This is a genomic window from Umezawaea sp. Da 62-37 (assembly GCF_032460545.1).
Taxonomy (GTDB): Bacteria; Actinomycetota; Actinomycetes; order Mycobacteriales; family Pseudonocardiaceae; genus Umezawaea.
The window spans coordinates 1-17,500 of sequence record NZ_CP135965.1; the positions used below are offsets into that span (position 1 = coordinate 1).

Consider the following 17,500-nt stretch of genomic DNA (forward strand, 5'->3'; position numbering starts at 1 on the left):
CTGTTCGCTCCGCGACCTAACCGCCGCGCTCCGCGCGCGGTACTCCGCGTTCGCAAAACCCTTGCTACGCAAGGGTTTCTGCTCTCCATCTCTGTCCATAGAGGAAAGTCTACAGCATGAACCCGTTGCTACGCAACAGGTTCACGTGTGTCTACTGTGGAGTTGTTGCTACGCAACAAAACCTGCCTGTTGACCATGTGTCGCGCTCCGCGCTCCACAGCATGAAACCCTTGCGATGCAAGGGAAAAAGCGCTCATGGCGGCGCGCGCTTCGCGCTCTCGAAACGGTGAAACCGTTAGGGCACAACGGTTCTAGCCATAAATGGTACCCCGCGCGAACCGCTCATGAGCAATATGCTATGGCGCGCTCCGCGCGAGCAGTCCGCACTTTGACGGTCAGCGGGAGTCTGTAAGTCCGGGAATCCGGTAGTCCGGCACTCCGGTAGTACCGCCGTCGAAACCCGCCGAAACCCCCTGCGAAGAGCAGTTGTCACGTCCCTCACGACAGCCGCCCCCGCGGGACCACCAGGGCCAGGCGCTCCGCGCCGAGCAGGCCTCACAGCCGCGGGGACCGGGCAGCCCGACAGGCGCAGGGGACCAGGGCGCGGCAGCCGCGGACCCGAGCGGCACGACACCACCGCGGCACCGAGCCGGGCCGCACCAGGCAACCCCCGGACTTCGGAAGTCCCGGACTCCGGAAGTCCGCTCACGCCCAACCTGACCAGCAAATGTCACGTCCCTCGCCGTTCGACGAGCCGACGTCGACCACCGCCCGCGACGCACGCCGAGCCGGGCTGGAGCCGCGACGCGACGCTCGCCGAGCTGGAGCCGGACCACGGCACCGCGGCACTCCCCCGCCGTCCACCGCGCCGACGTCGACCAGCGCGGGCCGGGCCGCGCCGCGCCGCGCCGCGCGCCGCGCGCCGAGCTGGAGCCGGGCCGCGCCGCGCCGCGCCGGAGCTGGCCACCCGCGACGCTCGCCGAGCTGGACCACCGCGGGGCGCGCCGAGCCGGGCCACCGCGGGGCGCACCGGGTCAGGCCACCAAGGGCGCCGCACCCGCGCTCCGCAAGCCTGTGACCAGCAAATGTCACGTCCCTCGCCGTTCGACGAGCCGACGTCGACCACCGCCCGCGACGCACGCCGAGCCGGGACCGGACCGCCGCGGCAAGCACCACCAGGGCGCCACACCCGCGCTCCGCACGGCCCTGACCAGCACATGTCACGTCCCCTACCGTTCGAACGGGACCACATCGACCACCGCGGGAACCAGGAATCGGGCCGGACCGCCGCGCTACGTCCACGACCAGGGGACTTCCAGACTCCGGGACTCACGGACTCCGGAAGTCCCGGCAGGGCCAGCACACCCAAGGTGACAAAAAGTAGTTGTTCGCCGGTGCACAACTACTTTGTGTCACGTCGGGGCGGGGGGGGTGCACGAGGGGGTGCATGGGGGGTGCACGAGGGGGTGCCACCCCCGTGACCAGCAAAAGTCACGTCCCCCGCCGTTCGAGCGACCGACGTCGACTACCACGAGCGAGGCAGGCGAGGCGGGCAGGGCGGAGGCAGGGGACCACCGCGGTCACCGCGCCGCGCCGGGGCCAAGGGGCGGGGCTGGGAGCCGCACCGCGGGCACCACCAGGACCACAAGCGCGGGCGAGAGAGACCGGCCGGACCCGCCGGACACCGGACGGAACACGGCCTCAGGAGCCCCCAGAGCCCCCGACACGTCCCCGACAACCTCCCCGCGGGACAGAGGCCTACCGGCCCTCAGGAGACCGCTCAGGCAACTTTCGGGCCGGCCGCGAACGTGCCGGGTCCCCGAAGGTCAGGCGATCGTGGCGCGCGCACAGCAGCCGCACCCGGCGCCCACGTCCGGGCAGCCTCTCCCCTGCCACGGCGGGCTGACGACACATCCAGCACCAACCACCCGACACCGACACCCGCACCACACCCACGACCACCACCCTTGTCCAACGACGCAGGCCGGAATGGTCCCGTGAACCCCGGACACCCGCCACCGGACACAGCACGCGATCACGAGGACACCAGGACGCGACCAGCCGAATCACGGACTCCGGGACTACCGGACTACCGAACTCCGGAAGTCACAGACTCCCGGAGTCGAAAGCGGCTTGCAGGCCGCTGACCAGCAAAAGTCACGTCCCCTGACCAGCGCGACCGGCGCGGGTACCCTGCGAGCCGGTCAGGTCAGGTGCTCGCGCAGCGCGGTGGCCAGGGTCGCCGCGGTCACCCATCCGTCCTTCTCCGCGGTGACCTCCACCATGGTGGTCGGGGGTCCGGTCAGGGCGATGCCAGCGCCGGGCGGGTAGACCCGCGCGGTCGTCGCGCCGAGGTGCAGCGGCGCCACCGACCCGGCCGGGCCGCGCACGGCCATCACCTGGTGGTCGTCGACCTCGGGGTCGACACGCACGCGGTCGGCCACCGCGTCGAGCCCGTCCGCGCGCAGCAGCGCCACGGTCACCTCGGCCAAGCCGTTCGGTGGGCGCCAGTCCCCTGGGGAACCGGGGACGGCCCACGACACCATGGGCTGTAGGGCTCGGGTCCGGTGTAGCGCCGGGGACGGGGTGCGCGACCGTAGAGGCATGGTCAACTCCGAGGACAACACCACGAACATCTCCGTCCCGTTGACGGGAGCGGTGCGGCCACCGTTGCCGCGCTGGACGGTCCCCGCGGTCGCCGTGGGGGTGCTGGCCGTGACCGCAGTGGCATCGGTGCTGCTGTGGACCTGGGTCAACGGCTTGCAGTTACCCCAGGACAAGCGGGCCACCGCGGTGCTGGAGGTATTCAAACTCGCCGCGTCGGTGGCCGTCGGCGGCGGCGGACTGTTCGCCCTCTACCTGGCCGCGCGGCGGCAGCGCACCCAGGAGCTCGAACTCGCGCAACGCGAACGGGTCCAGGCCGATACCAAGAAGGTCGCGGAGGACAGCCGGGTGCACGCCGAGCGGGTCGCGGAGGCCACCGAGCGGGACGCGGTCGAGCGGCGGATCACCGAGCTGTACACCAAGGCGTCGGATCAGTTGGGGTCGGACAAGGCCGCGGTGCGGTTGGCCGGGCTGTATGCGTTGGAACGCCTCGGTCAGAGCACGCCTGATCAGCAGGAGGCGGTCGGGAACCTGTTGTGCGCCTATCTGCGTATGCCCCACCCCAAACCCCATCCGCTGCCCGAGGAACCGACCGCGGAGCAACGCGAAGCACATGAACTTGCCCGGGCTCTGTACGACCAGGAGCGCGAGACGCGGCAGACGGCGGTGGACATCCTCGTCCGCCACCACCCCACAGCCGGGCAGGGCTGGTCAAATCTGTCGCTTCGGCTCCACCGCGCGGACCTCACCGACACTAACCTCACCGGCGCGAACCTCAGCCTCGCGGCCCTTAGCCGCGCGAACCTCCGCCGCGCGAACCTCAGCGACGCGAACCTCCGCCGCGCGAACCTCACCGACGCGAACCTCAGCCGCGCGAACCTCAGCGACGCGAACCTCAGCCGCGCGAACCTCACCGACGCGAACCTCAGCCGCGCGAACCTCCGCCGCGCGAACCTCAGCGACGCGAACCTTAGCCGCGCGAACCTTACCGACGCGAACCTCGGCGGCGCGGCCCTCACCGACGCGAACCTCCGCGTCGCGAACCTAAGCGGCGCGAACCTCAGCCTCGCGAACCTCAGCGGCACGGACCTCCGCGACGCGAACCTCCGCGACGCGAACCTCACCGACGCGAACCTCAGCCTCGCGAACTTTACCGACGCGGACCTCACCGACGCGAACCTCAGCCTCGCGAACCTCAGCGGCGCGAAACACAACAACAGGACCCTCGTCACCGGCGTGATCGTGAACGAGGACACGCAGGGGATGTGGTGGTGAGGTTGGGATCGGCGCCGCACACTGGCGGCCGTGCCGCTGCCCTACGACGACGCCGCGCGGGAGGTCCCGCAGCACGGGCCGATGCGCTACCAGTCCACCGCCCGCGGCGGGCTGCGCGAACTGCCGCCGCTGCTATCACTTACGACGTCGCGGCGGAATCGGTGTCTGGGTCGATATCCAGGTCAGGAGCAACCGCCTCCTCAAAACGGCCCGCCTCATTGAGTTGCCGGCGCAGTTGAGCCGCTTCACGCTGGTAGAAAGGCCCGTACAGCTCGGGGTCTCGGTCGGCGCACGCTCGCCACACAACCACCATCTCGCGTTGCGCGCGAAGTACACCATCGAGGTCTCCCATCTGTTTGAAGCTGGCCATGAGGTTGTGCAGTGAGCGGGCCAGGTCGGGGCGGTAGCGGCCAGGTTCGACGGCCGCGAGTTCCCGATAGGTGGCGACAGCCTGCTCGACAAGGGGCAACGCCTCCCGAAACCGACCCACATCGCGTAAAGAGATCCCAAGGTTGATCAGTGAGCCGGCCAGGTCGGGGCGGTAGCGGCCAGGTTCGACGGCCGCGAGTTCCCGATAGGTGGCGACAGCCTGCTCGACAAGGGGCAACGCCTCCCGAAACCGACCCACATCGCGTAAAGAGATCCCAAGGTTGATCAGTGAGCCGGCCAGGCTGGGGCGGTAGCGGCCAGGTTCGACGGCCGCGAGTTCCCGATAGGTGGCGACAGCCTGCTCGACAGGGGGCAACGCCTCCTGAAGCTGACCCACATCGCTCAAACGAGAACCCAGGTTGTGCAGCGAGCCGGCTAGGTGGGGTCGGTAGCGGTCAGGTTCGACGGCCGCGAGCTCCCGATGGATGGCGACAGCCTGCTCTACGACAGTCAACGCCTCCAGAGGCCGACCCACATCGCTCAAAGAGGTCCCGAGGTTTTGCAGTGAGCCGGCTAAGTCGGGTCGGTAGCGGTCAGGTTCGACGGCCGCGAGCTCCCGATGGATGGCGACAGCCTGCTCTACGACAGTCAACGCCTCCAGAGGCCGACCCACATCGCTCAAAGAGGTCCCGAGGTTGATCAGTGAGTCGGCCAGGTCGGGTCGGTAGCGGTCGGGTTCGGTTGCTGCCAGTAGTCGGAAGTGCTCGACGTGCAGGCGAGTCAAGGCAAGGCTCAGGAGAGGTAGCGCTGTGGCGCAGTCGAGTGCGATAAGACGTGTGCGCAGGTCAACGTCGGTGCAGTGGGAGTCGATCAGAGAAGAAAGGGCCTGGTCGAAGGGGTGGCCGGTGACGCCGGTGGCGAGGACGGAGGTCAGGGCGTCCGGCAGTAGATCCGGTCGGCGGGTGAGCAGCGTGTTGAGGTGGTCGAGCGCGTCGGGAAACGTGGCGTAGGCGAAGGCCAGCACCGATGTCGCGGCGAGGATGTCGTCGTCGTGGAGCAGGTTCGGCGTCCGGGTGAGGACGTCGAGCACGAGTCGCTCGCCGACCAGGTGCGGCTGTAGGTCCAGGCGGTGGCCGGGACCCGGCGGGTAGCGGCGGCGTGCCCAGCGGGCTACCGCGACCCGGGACTCCCGTGCGGTGTCGTGGGAGAACTGGGGTACCCGGCGCAGTAGTTCAGCTGTTTCTTCCGCGCTGGACGCGGGCAGCAGCAGCAACACTGCCACCGCCTCGGCCAGTACCTCGGTATCGCATCCTGCCGGTAACCGAGGCAGATCGGACTGCCAGGAGCGCTGTTCCAGGCTCACCAGTTCGGTCATCAGATCGGTCAGCGACCACGTGCGGATGCCGCTGCGGCCCAGCACCGCCAGCAGGGCGCGGGCGTGTAACACCAGCGGGGTGTCCCCGTCGGCGGCCGACCGGCCGGTCGGGCAGATCCGGTGCGGGCACACGCCACGTACGGGCGTAGGCCCGCGCTGCCTCGATGAACCATCGCTGCCGGTCCCCGGCCTCACCCACCGGGCCAAGGACCTCCACGCCGGCAAGCCGAGGCCGTACGTCGTCGGAGAGGAACCGTAAGGCGGCGTCGGTGCGCGCCAGCAATAACACGCGGATCAGGTCCGGATGCCGCACGGCACCGGTGACCAGGGTCTCCATGGCGGATGCCGCAGCGCTCTCGGCGTCGTCGACGATCACCAGCGTGCGGTCCCCCGCGGCGGCGATCCGCTCCACCAGACCGGCCGCGTCGTCGCGCAGACGACCCGCCATCCAGCCCGCCGGGAGCGCTTGGGCGACGGCCAGGGCGAGGCGGCTCTTGCCCACCCCCGCCGGGCCCGTCACCACCCGCACCACATCCGCCCCGGACCCCGAGGTGACGCACCAGGCCACCAGACGATCAAGGACCACCTTGCGCCCCCACAAGGGCGTAGGGGTGAACGGCGCCGTCAACCACCCCACCACCGCGCCCACCCTGAGCACCGAACAACTGTCGTCCTGTGCCGGGGACTCGATCGGTACCGGAGACGGCGGCACCGGCGGTCGTAACGACCCCAACAACTCATCACGGGCATCACGCCGGTCCCGCTGATCTCCCACCGCCTGCCACACCGACAACCCCACCTGCACCAGCACCAGCACCACCAGGCCAGCAGTCAACGCCCACGGGAACCCCTCGGTCGCCAGGTTCGTGATCACACCCACACCGGCCGCCACCGGCACCGACACCAACCCATGCCACACCCGGAATGCCCACAACCGCTTCACACCAGCACTGTCGCAAACACCCCCACCCGCGTAACCGATCACCTAGCAATTGCGCCGCACAGCCCGACAGCCGCACCTGGGCAGCGGCCGGGCACCCGCGACAACTGACTTGATACGACCGCGGGACTGCTGGTCACGCTGTTGTGCAGCCGCTTGCATCACCGCATTCGGCTGGCGATAGGGCGGTGTTCCCGGTGGGGCCAGTCGGGACTGGGCGATGATCTCGGTGCCCCAGGCGCCGCCGCGTCTGCCGGGTCGGTGGTGCGGGTCGGCCACGACGTCGAGCCCGTCCGCGCGCAGCAGTACCGCAGCGGCTTCGGCGAGGCTGTCGGGCACCGCGATGATCCGCGTGCGTCGGTGGCGTCTGCGTGCCGCCGAGACCCAGGCAAGCTATAGCCGAACGCGACTGCGGGCATGATCGAGCGTGAGCCGATCGGCAAGCGCCACTAGGGTCGCAATCTGGCAGCAATCCTGTGACCAGCGAGTGTCCGTTCCCGAGCCGTACTCGCCGCGCACTACCGGCCAGTACGGTGTATGAAGGTGCCGCGGCCCGAAGGTACGGCTTCACCTGATCTTTCAGGTGAGGAGTCTGTACATGTGGCCATTGTTGATCATCGTGGTTCTCGTCTCCAGCGTGCTGAGCTGGCGGTTGGTCGGCGTCATCGTCGAGAGCAAAAACCAGGCTCACCGCGAGATCGCCCGGAAGACCCTGATCGGGATCTGGGGCTCCAGCGTGCTCGGCAGCGGCACCACCACCGTGCTCGTACGCCTCTACGAACTCGGCATCCTCGGCCCATGAACTCGGCCCAGTCCAGCTCTACAAATTCCACAACCAGAGCCACCCACAACGCTGACAGGGGACATGACCAGCAAAAGTCACGTCCCCTGTCGTTCGGGCGGGTGTGCTCGTCGACCGCGCGGCAGCACCTACGCGCAGTTCGCGGCGCCGAGCTTCGGCCAAGCCCAGATGACGGCGTCAGACGGCTCGTCCGCCGCCGTCCAGATGCGCAAGGCTGGCCGGGACTACCTGGTCGCGGGCAGCACTGCACTGATCTTCAACTACGACGGCGAGTCCTACGAAGGCGCACCGCTCGACCCGAACCAGACGACGTTGACCACGAACATCGGCTTCGGGGACTGGGGGCTGAGGGCTGGACAAGCCCCTGTGGAGAACCCCAGTCCCCCGAAAGACTGGGAACGGCCCGCGACACCGCAGGGCGTGGGGCTCGGATCCGGTGTAGCGCCGGGGGTGGGGTGCGCGACCGTAGAGACATGGTCGACTTCGAGAACAGCACTGTAAACACGCCCGTCCCGGTAGCGGGGGTGGTGCGGCCGCCGTTGCCGCGATGGACCGTCCCTGCGGTCGCGGTGGCGGTGCTGGCCGTGACCGCAGTGGCATCGGTGCTGCTGTGGACCTGGGTCAACGGCTTGCAGTTACCCCAGGACAAGCGGGCCACCGCGGTGCTGGAGGTGTTCAAACTCGCCGCGTCGGTCGCCGTCGGCGGCGGCGGACTCTTCGCCCTCTACCTCGCCGCACGACGCCAACGCACCCAGGAACTCGAACTCGCACAACGCGAAAAGTTCCAAGCGCATGCCGAGAAGGTCGCCGAGACCAGCCGTGTGCACGCCGAGCGGGTCGCCGAGGCCACTGAGCGGGACGCGACCGTGCGCAGGGTTACCGATCTGTTCACCAAGTCGGTGGATCAGTTGGGGTCGGACAAGGCCGCGGTGCGGTTGGGCGGGATGTACGCATTGGAACGCCTGGCCCAGGACAATGCCGAGCAGCGGCCCACCGTGGTCAGCGTGTTCTGCGCGTACCTGCGGATGCCGTTCGAGGCACCCGGTGCCCCGCTGCAGCCGGAGGACGCGGAGTACAAGACGGCGCTGGTCGAGTACCGGGAGCAGGTCCAGGAGCGCGAGGTGCGGGTCGCCGCCCAGCGGCTCCTGCGCGACCACCTCCGCAAAGGCTCCTGGGAACAGCCACTGGTCACCTACTGGGCAGACACCGACCTCGACCTCACCGGCGCCCATCTGATCGACTTCGACCTGAGCCGGTGCGCCATACGGACCACCCGGTTCGACTGGGCGGCGTTCACCGGCCCCGCTTACTTCGGGTCGGCGGCGTTCATGGGCTTCGCCGGATTCGGGTCGGCGACATTCACCGGGCTCGCTGACTTCAGCTCGACAACGTTCATAGATTTCATCGACTTCGGGTCAGCGACTTTCACCGGCGACGCCTATTTCGGGTCGGCAATGTTCACCATCAATGCCTACTTCAAGTCGGCAACGTTCACCAGCGACGCCGACTTCAAGTCGGCGACCTTGACCAGCGACACCGACTTCGAGTCGGCGACGTTCGATCGTGGGATACCGCCGGAAGTGATGGGATTCGTCCCTCCCACCGAGTGAGGCAGCCTCTGCAAGCCGTCGTGGTCGAGCAGGGGTCTTCTGGCTCGTCCACGTACTGACTGCGATCACCGGCGGGGCTATGTGGCGCTGTCCAAGGCGAGCCACGACCGCGCCGAACGCACGACGAAAATCCTGAAGACCACCATCCTCGCGTCACCGGCGGCACCGGCGCGGCGATGGCGGCGGTCCGGTTGCACGAGGCCGGACTTCTATGACGCAGCCTCGCGCAGCCGACCTGCACGTGCGGTCACTGCAGCGGCCGCATCCTCCCCTTCCCCGCGTTCGTGACGAGCACCTCTGCCACCAATGGCATGACCGAACCGATGACCGGACTGGAGTTGGGGCAGCGACTGAGCCAATAAGCGCCGACGTCCGCAGAACCACGTCGGCCAGCAGCTCCACGATATGCAAATGGCAGTCGAGTACGCATAACGGCGCTCGAGCGACCCCGAGCTCCAAGTCGTGCCTTAGGTGGGCACCCTGGGCATGGCTGATCAGCGGTTATCGTATTTTCAAAAGGACAGGGTGGAAGCTGACCCCGGCAACCGAAGCGGCCACGCCGCCTAGCGGTGTGACCGGAACGTCCTCATGCAGACAACGAGAGGGGCGGGGTTACACCACTTGACTACCGTTTCCCTCGTGGTGGAGTCCCAGCTTTCGTTAACCCGAGCATTCGCTGACGAGTCGTTCCAGGAGAGCCTCGACGGCACCGGTTTCTACGTGCTTGCCGCTGTCGTGTTCGACAGCGTGGTCCATGATCAAGTCCGCGATATGCTGCGCGCGCTTCCTGGGCGTCCCCGTGGCGCAAAGCTGCACTGGACCTCGATGACCACGGCCTATCGGCATACAGCGGCCCGAGACTTGGCCGAAGTCGAGGGTATGCACGTGGTCACCATCGGCTCCCCGGTGCGGCATCGACGTCAGGAGCGGGCCAGGGCAGCCTGCCTGACTCGCCTGACCTGTGAACTGCACAGTTACGGCGTGCAGGAACTGTTGATCGAGTCTCGCACTGCGGCGTTGAACGCCCGTGACGTTGCCACAGTGACGGGAGCGCGCTATACCCTGCCCAAGGGCACTCATTTCCGAGTGGAGCACCAGGCCGGCGCCGAGGAACCACTATTCTGGGCAGCGGACATCGTGGCCGGCGCGGTGCGGGCGCATCGGTTCGGCGCACCGGTCTACCGTTCCCTGCTGGCTGATCGACTCTACGAGGTGAACGTCGATACGGGCTGCTGACCAGGACAAATCGATCTCCGGGCATGCGTAAGGCCAGGGTCCCGGTATACCCCAGGTGCACCTGGCCTTGCGACTCGCTCGACGCCCGCGGCGCGGAACTCCATCAAGATAGTACCGCGCTACCGGCTCCCCTTGGAGTGTTCTGCGGCACCGATCTCCGACTGATCGTTGCAACTGACGAAGAGGACAGCCAGAACCATACGTGAGCAGGGAAATTACAGAGTCTGTAACTTCGTAGTCACCACCCCGACAACTCAGCGAAGACGGGCATCCGAACTCCTTTGACCAGCGGATGTCACGTCCCCACCGCTCCTGGCCGCCCGCTGGCACGTCCCTGCCCACTGACGCACTGGCATCGACTCATCGGAACAGAGACGAGCAACAGGCCTTTCCATGGACGCCACAGCAGCTTCATCTACGATAATCCCAGGTCAGACCCGTAGACTCACACATCATCACGCGAAGTAGCCAGCGACACGCTTCAGGCTTACAAGCCACTGCCGGTATGGCTGGAAAGTTTGCTACACTGTCGGAGCGGACCCGTCCCACTCTCGTGGGTAAGCGGGTCCAGCTTCTTTTTGGGTGCAGCCGCAGGTCTATGTCCTGATGTCACATCATGCGAGCTCCCCCGCCTGTGCTGCAGACATGCCCCAGCAGACTGGGGTACCACTCCCACATGATCTCCTTACCGGGTGCGCGTAGCACCGCCTGGTAGGCGGCGTAGGCGACCAGGTCGGCGACCTGCACCCATTGGCTGAGGTGGGATCCCTGGAAGAACGGATCCTCGACGAGGTTGCGCGTGTCCAGTTTCAGGTTGCGGTGCGCTTGCCGGTAGGACGGGTCCGTACCGTCACCATCCATGATCACGAAGCCATGTTGTCCAGCGTCGACGAGACGACCGTCGAGCATGGCGACCAAGTCGCTGTAGAGCATGGCTTTGGCCTCGGAGAACCGTTTTCCCGTCGTGTCGCGGCAGACCGCACCGGTGCGTACACCGGGCATCTCAGAGATCATCGACAGCGCATCGACCATGAACTGGGACCTATTCGCCTTGCGGTGGTCCCATCCGGTTCCTGTGGGGCGCCCGCGGCCGTTGGCGAACTTGGTCGCGTGCAACTCGTAGCTGGCAGGCAGCCCGACCGAGTCGTTGAGAGCTTTGCGCCAGTTCAACCACGACCGCAGGGCAGGCCGCCAGTCCGGTACCAATAGCTCCACCCAGCCGTACACCGCCAGGTTCGACGTCTGGGCCCCGGAATCGTCAATGTAGAACAGGCGCACGTCGCTCACGCGCAAACGGTAAAGCCTTGCATGATCCCGACGAGGGCCGCCCCCGAAGTGGAGATCGCCGGTCAGCCCCTCGACCATGGCGAGACCGGGCCGGCCGCGCTAAAAAATCTGGGATTACCAGTCGCTACCAGCCATAGCCCCTGGTCAAACCATGTCAGCAGCTTTGATGATCATCGGCGGTCAGCGCAACGATCGACCCAGGGGTTCGATTGGTTGGTCACCACCCGGTTGGGATACGGACTGTGCGAGGAACAGGGTCACCCACAGCAATGCTGATCCGCAGAGACCGTCCTCTGCCGGACATGACATAGCCCGCAACGCTTATCGGTCACCCACGGCGAAGAAGACCACTCTTTTGGCCGCAGCCCAAACCCTATTTTTGCGTTCAACAAATACCCCCTCTTCTAGATGGATCGTCGGCAGCCACTCTCCAGATGTCGATGTCGGGAGTACGGCAACCAGTGGCCCATACGTCCCGGTGCACCGTGACCGGCTCCCGAAACCCGACCACACGGATGGATGTCGTGCTGCTTACGACGATGCTCGGCATGGGCACCTGCCGCTGGCCCTCTCACGCCGGTGCCCCGCCGGGTCACCGGCTTGTTTGCCCTTGCTCGACCTCGGCCGCCATGCGGCGACGGGCGCGTTCTTCAAATGTGTCACCGGCACCCGATAGGACCGTGACTGTGCACAGATACGAGATCCGATGTCGATGCCACCATGGCACCCCACCGTGGGAGCGTGGCCCGCGATCGCAATGGCCGGACTGAGCCGGTGCCGGTAGCAAGAGCCCACCATCCCGTTCCGCGGGCGACCGGAGCCGACAAGGCCTCGAACACGAACTGCGGAAGGCAGCCGGTCGAATTGGCTGCCTTCCGCGGCGTCGGAGATCACGCGGGTGACCACACCCCTCCGACATCGTGTCCCGAGGGGCTAGTACCGGTAGTAGCCGACCAGCTTGGGGTGGCTGGAGACCGGGTTTTCCTTGACGTCGGAGCCTGTGTTCGGGGCTTCGATCATGCGGCCGTTGCCGATGTAGACGCCGACGTGGGTGGTGTTGCTGGCGCTGGCGCCGAAGAAGACGAGGTCACCGGGTAGAGGTGAGGTGACCTTCTTCATCCGGGCGAGTTGGCCATTGGTGTTGACGCCGCCGAACACATCGGTGCCGTAGGCCAGCTTGTAGACCCAACGGGTGAACCCTGAGCAGTCCACGCCCTTGGTGCGCTCAGCCGGGCATGGCTGGGCACTTCCGGTGTAGCCGATGCAGGTACCCGCCGACGGACCGGCGATCGTGCCGTGGCCGCCACCCCACGAGTAGGGCACCGCACCGCCCTGCCAGGGAGTGACGGGCTTGCCGTCACGGATGTCCTTGGCGTACTGCACGATCTTGACACCGGTGGTGGTGGCCGGTGTGCTAGAGCAGTTGCCGTTGCTCACCGCGTTGCCCATGAACGGGTTGCCTGGGCCGTAGGCGAACACGCCGCCGTCCCTACCGGTCAGCCACTGGGCTGTGCCGGCGGAGTCGAGGGCGATGCCGGAGATCGGCTTGGCCAGGGTGAGGTTGGCTGCCGAGCCGATGAACGTGGCCCCGCCCAGTGCGAAGGTGCCGCCGTCACCGCCGACCAGGATCAGCCCGAAGCCGGAGCCGTGCCGGGCGGCGCCGGTGATGGGTTGGCGCAGTTGACCGCGGGCGGCCATGCCGGGCACCGGGTTGTCGGCCGGGCCCTGGTAGTCGCCGAAGGCGAAGACTCCCCCGTCGGCGGCGATCGTGGCGTAGCCGTTGCCGGTGGGGCTGGTCACGATGTCGACCATCGGGGCGTTGAGGGGCCGTCCGGCCATCGATCCGTAGTGCCGGGCACCGCCGAGGGCGAACACCCCGCCATCACCGGCGACCAGGAGCAGACCCTGCGCGCCGACGCGTGCGACGTCGACCACGGGGGCGATGAGTTGCATGCCGGGCAGCGGGTTGTCCGCCGGCGGCATCGCGTCGCCGAAGGCGAAGACTCCCCCGTCGGCGGCGATCTCCCAATAGCCGGCGCCGGAGGCGGTGGACGCGATGGCCACCATCGGCTTGTTCAGCGGCTTGCCGCCCATCGACCCCTGAAACCGGCTGTCGCCGAAGTTGAACACTCCGCCGTCACCGCCGACCAGGGTGTAGCCGTTTCCCGACGGGGTGGCGGTCACGTCGACGATCTCTCCGGCGAGGCAGCCGGGTAAGGCCGCCGCGGCCGGATTGGCTCGGACCAGTGACACCCCGAGCATCGTCGTCACGAACGCGAGGATCGTCATGATGGTGGCCGCTGACGATCGGGACGTCCGTGTCGGCCGTTGCGAAGTTGTGCTCGGGTCATTCCAGGTTGCTGTCATCTCGGCTCTCCTGCCAAATGCGGTGAGTGGATGACCACATCGTGTTTTCTTCCCCAGCCGACGCCCACCGGTTTCTGGTTACAAGGCTTTTCGCAGTCCGCTGACCTGCGGTTGCATCCGGTTTCGGCAACCATGCGACCGGGGTCGGTTGAGGCTATGAGGTGGCCGAGACGAACCCGGACAACACCCACCCCGCCGCATCGAACGGGAGGATGCCGCCGATCACGCAGCCGTCGGCGTCGTATGCCACGCTGCGGCCGTTCCCGCGCAGTCGGTTCATGTAGATCCCGATCGGGTCGACATCCGCCTCGTTGACCACACGAAGCACGTACAGCCGGCCGGGTGTCACCGTCACGTCGACCGTGACAGGCAGGTCCTTGTTGACGTTGTCCTGTGTGACCTCGGCCCGGCCTTGACCGAGCAGTCGCGGTGGCGTCCCTGCCTGGCCCGGCTCGACGACCTCGAATCGAATCGGGTGGCGCGCACGGTCATCGGCACGCTGCGAGTCGATCCCGATGATCGCCGCCACCTGGTCGATGCGTGGGGCCGTGGCCACGAACGGCTGCAGTACCGACCCGCCGGCCTCGACGACGACATCGGTCGAGTCGGGGCCGCTGGGCACCTTGTACATCAGGGGTACCTGCCGTCGCGTCCCGCTGGGCGCCGTCCAGGTGATCGGCGGCAGCGGCCGCTGCGGCCAACTACACGATTCCGCCGTGAAAACCGCCGGTGACGATAGGTCGTGCTCGGCGGCGACCTCGAACCACACCAGCACTCCGACCAACAGCACCGCGATCGCACAGACGGTCACGACCCACCGCCACCGGAGGCCACCGGCCTGCCCGACAGTGTCCGTGGCAGGCGAGACAGCCCTACCCGCGGAGACCTTGGGTGCCGCATCGGCCACGGACGAACCGCCGCTCCGACGGCGTCGATCCGAGTTCTTCTTCCATTCCTCGAACGCGGGCTCGGCCCGCGCGTGCAACACGGCGACGTGATCCACCTCGCCGCCACAGACCTTGGCCCACAAAACGGCGTCGTCCGCCCTCGGCAGGCTCCTGCCTTCCCGCCACCTGGTGACATCGGACTTGTTCACCCTCGGGCCCCTGCTCGACATGCGCTCGACGACTTTGGGGAAGCTGAGCCCGGCGTGATCAGCGAGCCTCTCCATCTCACGCAACAGTTGCCCGACCATGTCCGGAAGATCCGGATTGATGGGATTTCGTGTCGAACCTCGCCTCGGCTCGGGCGCGGGCTGCTGTTCGGAATCGGTCACACCATGAAGATCGCCACAGACGTCGCTCGTGCTTCAGCGTCGAGACGCTGTCGACGCTGGGCCCGGAACCATGAGGCCTCGGTCCGATGTCGACCGCGGACACCGCCTACAGCGCGTGCTCGCGGACCGCGCTCGACGATGCCTTCAGGAACCCGGCGACCCGAGACACGGCCGTCACGCCGACTATGCCTCGGGTCCGTCCTGACCGCGCCAGTCCCCGGCCTCGGGTCGCCACGTGCCGGGCGGCCGGTCGGCCAGCAGCGGGTCGAGGAACCGACAGACGAAGGGGAAGGCCTCGTCCCAGGTGCGGAATCGCTCGAGTCCGGCCACGGTCCTGGCCTCGTCGCGATAACCGGGGATCCAGACGGGGTCGGGAGCCCGGAAACGCCGGGGCAACGTGATGTCGGTACCGCGGAGTCGACGACGCCCCACCTCGGTGTGCAGCGCGGTGCGCAACTGGGTGCCGTCGATCGGCTCGCGCAGGATCATCAGCAGGATGTCCACCAGGTCGCGGTAGCGGGAGGACGCCACTCCGGAATGCCGCTCGTGCATGGCGCAGATCTTGTCCGCCAGGTGGTCGACGATCGGGTAGAGCCGCACCACCGGCCCGGCTTCGATGCCCTCCACGGCCAGCACCGGTGTGAGGATCCTGCTGACGGGCTCCCCGAACGGCGCCGGGCCGACCACGACGTCGACGCCGAGCACGGACGATGATTTCGTGCCGATGATCGGGGTGAAGCGGACCCTGCGGGCGTGGCCGATCTTGCTGGTGGAGGTCGTGTCGAAGAACTCGAAGCACACGTGGTCGCCCAAGTCCTCAACGGCGGCGGTGCGCAGCGCGGTCACCGCGTCGTCGAGATCGCGATCGGCGTGCCGGTAGAGCAGGTCGAGGTCGCGGGAGTGCCGGGCGTCGGTGTACCGGACGAGCAGCGCCTGGCCGCCTTTGAGCAGCCAGCCCTGGGGATCGTGGGAGTAGGCGCGCGCCAGCAGTCGACTCAGGTAGAACCGCTCCATCAGGTCCTGCACCGACCCGCCGTGGATCCGGACGTGGGCCTTGGCCGCGGTGTTGAGTCGTCTGCGGAATTCCGCCGGGGCAGTGATCAACGGGCGGTGTCCTCGTCGCTGTCGGTATGAATCTCCACGGACGGATCCCCGTCCTTGCCCTCGTCCCCGTCGTCACCGGCCGGGTTCACGGGCAGGTGCCCGGAGGCTGCCCACGCGGCACGCCCCAGGCTGCCGTCCGACCACAGCGACGAGCGCGCGGCATCGAACGCGCTACTCCGCAGAGCATGGATACCGGTGCCGCCCAGCACGCCCAGCGCCGAGGACGGGATCAGACCCGCACCGAACGCCCCATTGCTCTTGAGCACGTCGAACGCGGCACTTCCGAGGCCACCTGCCAGCAGCGGATTGGAGGCGGCGATGGCGCTGATACCCGAACTGCTCTCCATGATCCGTGCCAGCGCGCCGTTCCGGTCGAAGATGCCCAGGGCACCGGGCAGCGAAGACCCGGCGGCCGCGCGCACGGACAACCAGCTGGACAACGGCGACGTCGGGGGCGTCGGTTGTGGCCGGGCACGGGCGGGGTCGATACCGGCCTGCTCGAGCAGGTTGTCGATCAGGGCGTGTCCGTCACGGCCGCGCACGCCGTAGCGACGGCAGTAATCCCCCAGGCGGGGGGCGAGGCGGTCGAGGTCGAGCAGTCCGCGGCGTGCGGCCTGGTGGATCACCTGCCCGGCGTGCCCGCCGTCGACGTGGTCTGCGATCAGGTCGAGCACGGTGCGCTCCACGGTGGTCACCGGCAGGCCGTCCACCAACGTGACGTCGTCGTCGGGCAGGCGGCCGACACGCAGTCTCGTGTCGGGGTCGCGGGTGGTGCGGCGCCGGGGCACGGTGATCTCCACCCGCTCCGCGACCAGGTCACCGATCCCGTGCAGCAGCGCGGCGGACCGATGCGAGATCACCCCACCGTCGACGTCGAGCTTGGGCCGCTCCCAGGCGGGCACCGCGGGGTTGAGCAACAACCACGCGGCACGCTCGGCCTCGTGGGCGGATTCGCCCGCCGCGGTCGCGGCGTGCACACCGCGACGGACGTGCTCGAGGAAACCCGCCTCCCCCAGGCGCAGCAGGGTCACGCTGTCCACGCCGACCTTCCTGGCCTGCGCGGTGGTGACCAACCCCCACTGATCAGCGGTGTAAGCCGACAGCAACTCCATCGCCTTCACAACCCTCATACAGCAAATACTACACGAGTGAGCAGCGATTCTTACCTCCTATGTGTAAGGAACGCTGTATAGCTATGTATTCTTCGCTGTAGTCATCTTCTGGTTGAACGATGTTGACACCTGTAGTCGGCCGC

General features: G+C 67.6%; 13 protein-coding genes. 5 read left to right on the forward strand and 8 right to left on the reverse strand.

Features of this window, described 5'->3' with window-relative positions; all coding sequences use genetic code 11:
- Positions 1-2,204 precede the first annotated feature (2,204 nt).
- Positions 2,205-2,546: a hypothetical protein gene (locus tag RM788_RS00005; protein WP_315929386.1), complete on the reverse strand. Its 342-nt coding sequence runs from the start codon at positions 2,544-2,546 to the stop codon at positions 2,205-2,207.
- Between RM788_RS00005 and RM788_RS00010 the strand changes: the two genes are divergently transcribed.
- Positions 2,545-3,879, forward strand: a complete 1,335-nt coding sequence (locus tag RM788_RS00010; protein WP_315929385.1) for a pentapeptide repeat-containing protein — start codon at positions 2,545-2,547, stop codon at positions 3,877-3,879. The two genes, RM788_RS00005 and RM788_RS00010, sit on opposite strands and share 2 nt — an antisense overlap.
- A gap of 139 nt (positions 3,880-4,018) precedes the next feature.
- Here RM788_RS00010 and RM788_RS00015 read toward each other — a convergent pair whose 3' ends face one another.
- Both RM788_RS00015 and RM788_RS00020 read right to left on the reverse strand, forming a co-directional pair.
- Positions 4,019-5,530 (reverse strand): tetratricopeptide repeat protein, encoded by a 1,512-nt coding sequence (locus RM788_RS00015; RefSeq protein ID WP_315934950.1) that lies wholly within the window; start codon positions 5,528-5,530, stop codon positions 4,019-4,021.
- Positions 5,481-6,566, reverse strand: coding sequence for a hypothetical protein (locus RM788_RS00020; protein WP_315929384.1), 1,086 nt, complete (start codon positions 6,564-6,566; stop codon positions 5,481-5,483). Before RM788_RS00020 ends, RM788_RS00015 begins: the two co-directional genes overlap by 50 nt.
- A gap of 595 nt (positions 6,567-7,161) precedes the next feature.
- Here RM788_RS00020 and RM788_RS00025 point away from each other — a divergent pair.
- The 4 genes from RM788_RS00025 (at position 7,162) to RM788_RS00040 (ending at position 10,211) form a co-directional block, all read left to right on the forward strand.
- Positions 7,162-7,365: a hypothetical protein gene (locus tag RM788_RS00025; RefSeq protein WP_315929383.1), complete on the forward strand. Its 204-nt coding sequence runs from the start codon at positions 7,162-7,164 to the stop codon at positions 7,363-7,365.
- A gap of 63 nt (positions 7,366-7,428) precedes the next feature.
- Positions 7,429-7,866, forward strand: coding sequence for a hypothetical protein (locus RM788_RS00030; RefSeq protein ID WP_315929382.1), 438 nt, complete (start codon positions 7,429-7,431; stop codon positions 7,864-7,866).
- A complete protein-coding gene (locus RM788_RS00035) occupies positions 7,839-8,975 on the forward strand; it encodes a pentapeptide repeat-containing protein (RefSeq protein WP_315929381.1) in 1,137 nt (378 codons plus the stop codon). The genes RM788_RS00030 and RM788_RS00035 overlap by 28 nt, the downstream gene beginning before the upstream one ends.
- 639 nt (positions 8,976-9,614) lie before the next feature.
- Positions 9,615-10,211, forward strand: coding sequence for a hypothetical protein (locus RM788_RS00040; protein WP_315929380.1), 597 nt, complete (start codon positions 9,615-9,617; stop codon positions 10,209-10,211).
- A gap of 609 nt (positions 10,212-10,820) precedes the next feature.
- Here RM788_RS00040 and RM788_RS00045 read toward each other — a convergent pair.
- The 5 genes from RM788_RS00045 to RM788_RS00065 form a co-directional block, all read right to left on the reverse strand.
- A complete protein-coding gene (locus tag RM788_RS00045; protein ID WP_315929379.1) occupies positions 10,821-11,498 on the reverse strand; it encodes a DUF3800 domain-containing protein in 678 nt (225 codons plus the stop codon).
- Positions 11,499-12,431: 933 nt separating this feature from the next.
- The gene (locus RM788_RS00050; RefSeq protein ID WP_315929378.1) at positions 12,432-13,787 is read right to left on the reverse strand and encodes a C40 family peptidase; all 1,356 of its coding nucleotides are present in this window, start codon (positions 13,785-13,787) and stop codon (positions 12,432-12,434) included.
- Positions 13,788-14,019: 232 nt separating this feature from the next.
- Positions 14,020-15,060 carry a hypothetical protein gene (locus RM788_RS00055; RefSeq protein ID WP_315929377.1) on the reverse strand — a complete coding sequence of 347 codons (1,041 nt, stop codon included), beginning with the start codon at positions 15,058-15,060 and terminating at the stop codon, positions 14,020-14,022.
- 264 nt (positions 15,061-15,324) lie between these two features.
- Positions 15,325-16,245, reverse strand: coding sequence for a nucleotidyl transferase AbiEii/AbiGii toxin family protein (locus tag RM788_RS00060; RefSeq protein WP_315929376.1), 921 nt, complete (start codon positions 16,243-16,245; stop codon positions 15,325-15,327).
- Entirely contained in the window at positions 16,242-17,375 is a 1,134-nt protein-coding gene (locus tag RM788_RS00065; protein WP_315929375.1) for a type IV toxin-antitoxin system AbiEi family antitoxin domain-containing protein, read from the reverse strand. Before RM788_RS00065 ends, RM788_RS00060 begins: the two co-directional genes overlap by 4 nt.
- Between the last annotated feature and the right edge of the window lie 125 nt (positions 17,376-17,500).

Coding starts and splice junctions, on each gene's coding strand:
- RM788_RS00035 (WP_315929381.1), top strand. CDS start 7,839: ATGGTCGACTTCGAGAACAGCACTGTAAACACGCCCGTCCCGGTAGCG.
- RM788_RS00005 (WP_315929386.1), bottom strand. CDS start 2,546: ATGGTGTCGTGGGCCGTCCCCGGTTCCCCAGGGGACTGGCGCCCACCG.
- RM788_RS00055 (WP_315929377.1), bottom strand. CDS start 15,060: ATGGTCGGGCAACTGTTGCGTGAGATGGAGAGGCTCGCTGATCACGCC.
- RM788_RS00010 (WP_315929385.1), top strand. CDS start 2,545: ATGGGCTGTAGGGCTCGGGTCCGGTGTAGCGCCGGGGACGGGGTGCGC.
- RM788_RS00030 (WP_315929382.1), top strand. CDS start 7,429: ATGACCAGCAAAAGTCACGTCCCCTGTCGTTCGGGCGGGTGTGCTCGT.
- RM788_RS00025 (WP_315929383.1), top strand. CDS start 7,162: ATGTGGCCATTGTTGATCATCGTGGTTCTCGTCTCCAGCGTGCTGAGC.
- RM788_RS00050 (WP_315929378.1), bottom strand. CDS start 13,787: ATGACGATCCTCGCGTTCGTGACGACGATGCTCGGGGTGTCACTGGTC.
- RM788_RS00065 (WP_315929375.1), bottom strand. CDS start 17,375: ATGAGGGTTGTGAAGGCGATGGAGTTGCTGTCGGCTTACACCGCTGAT.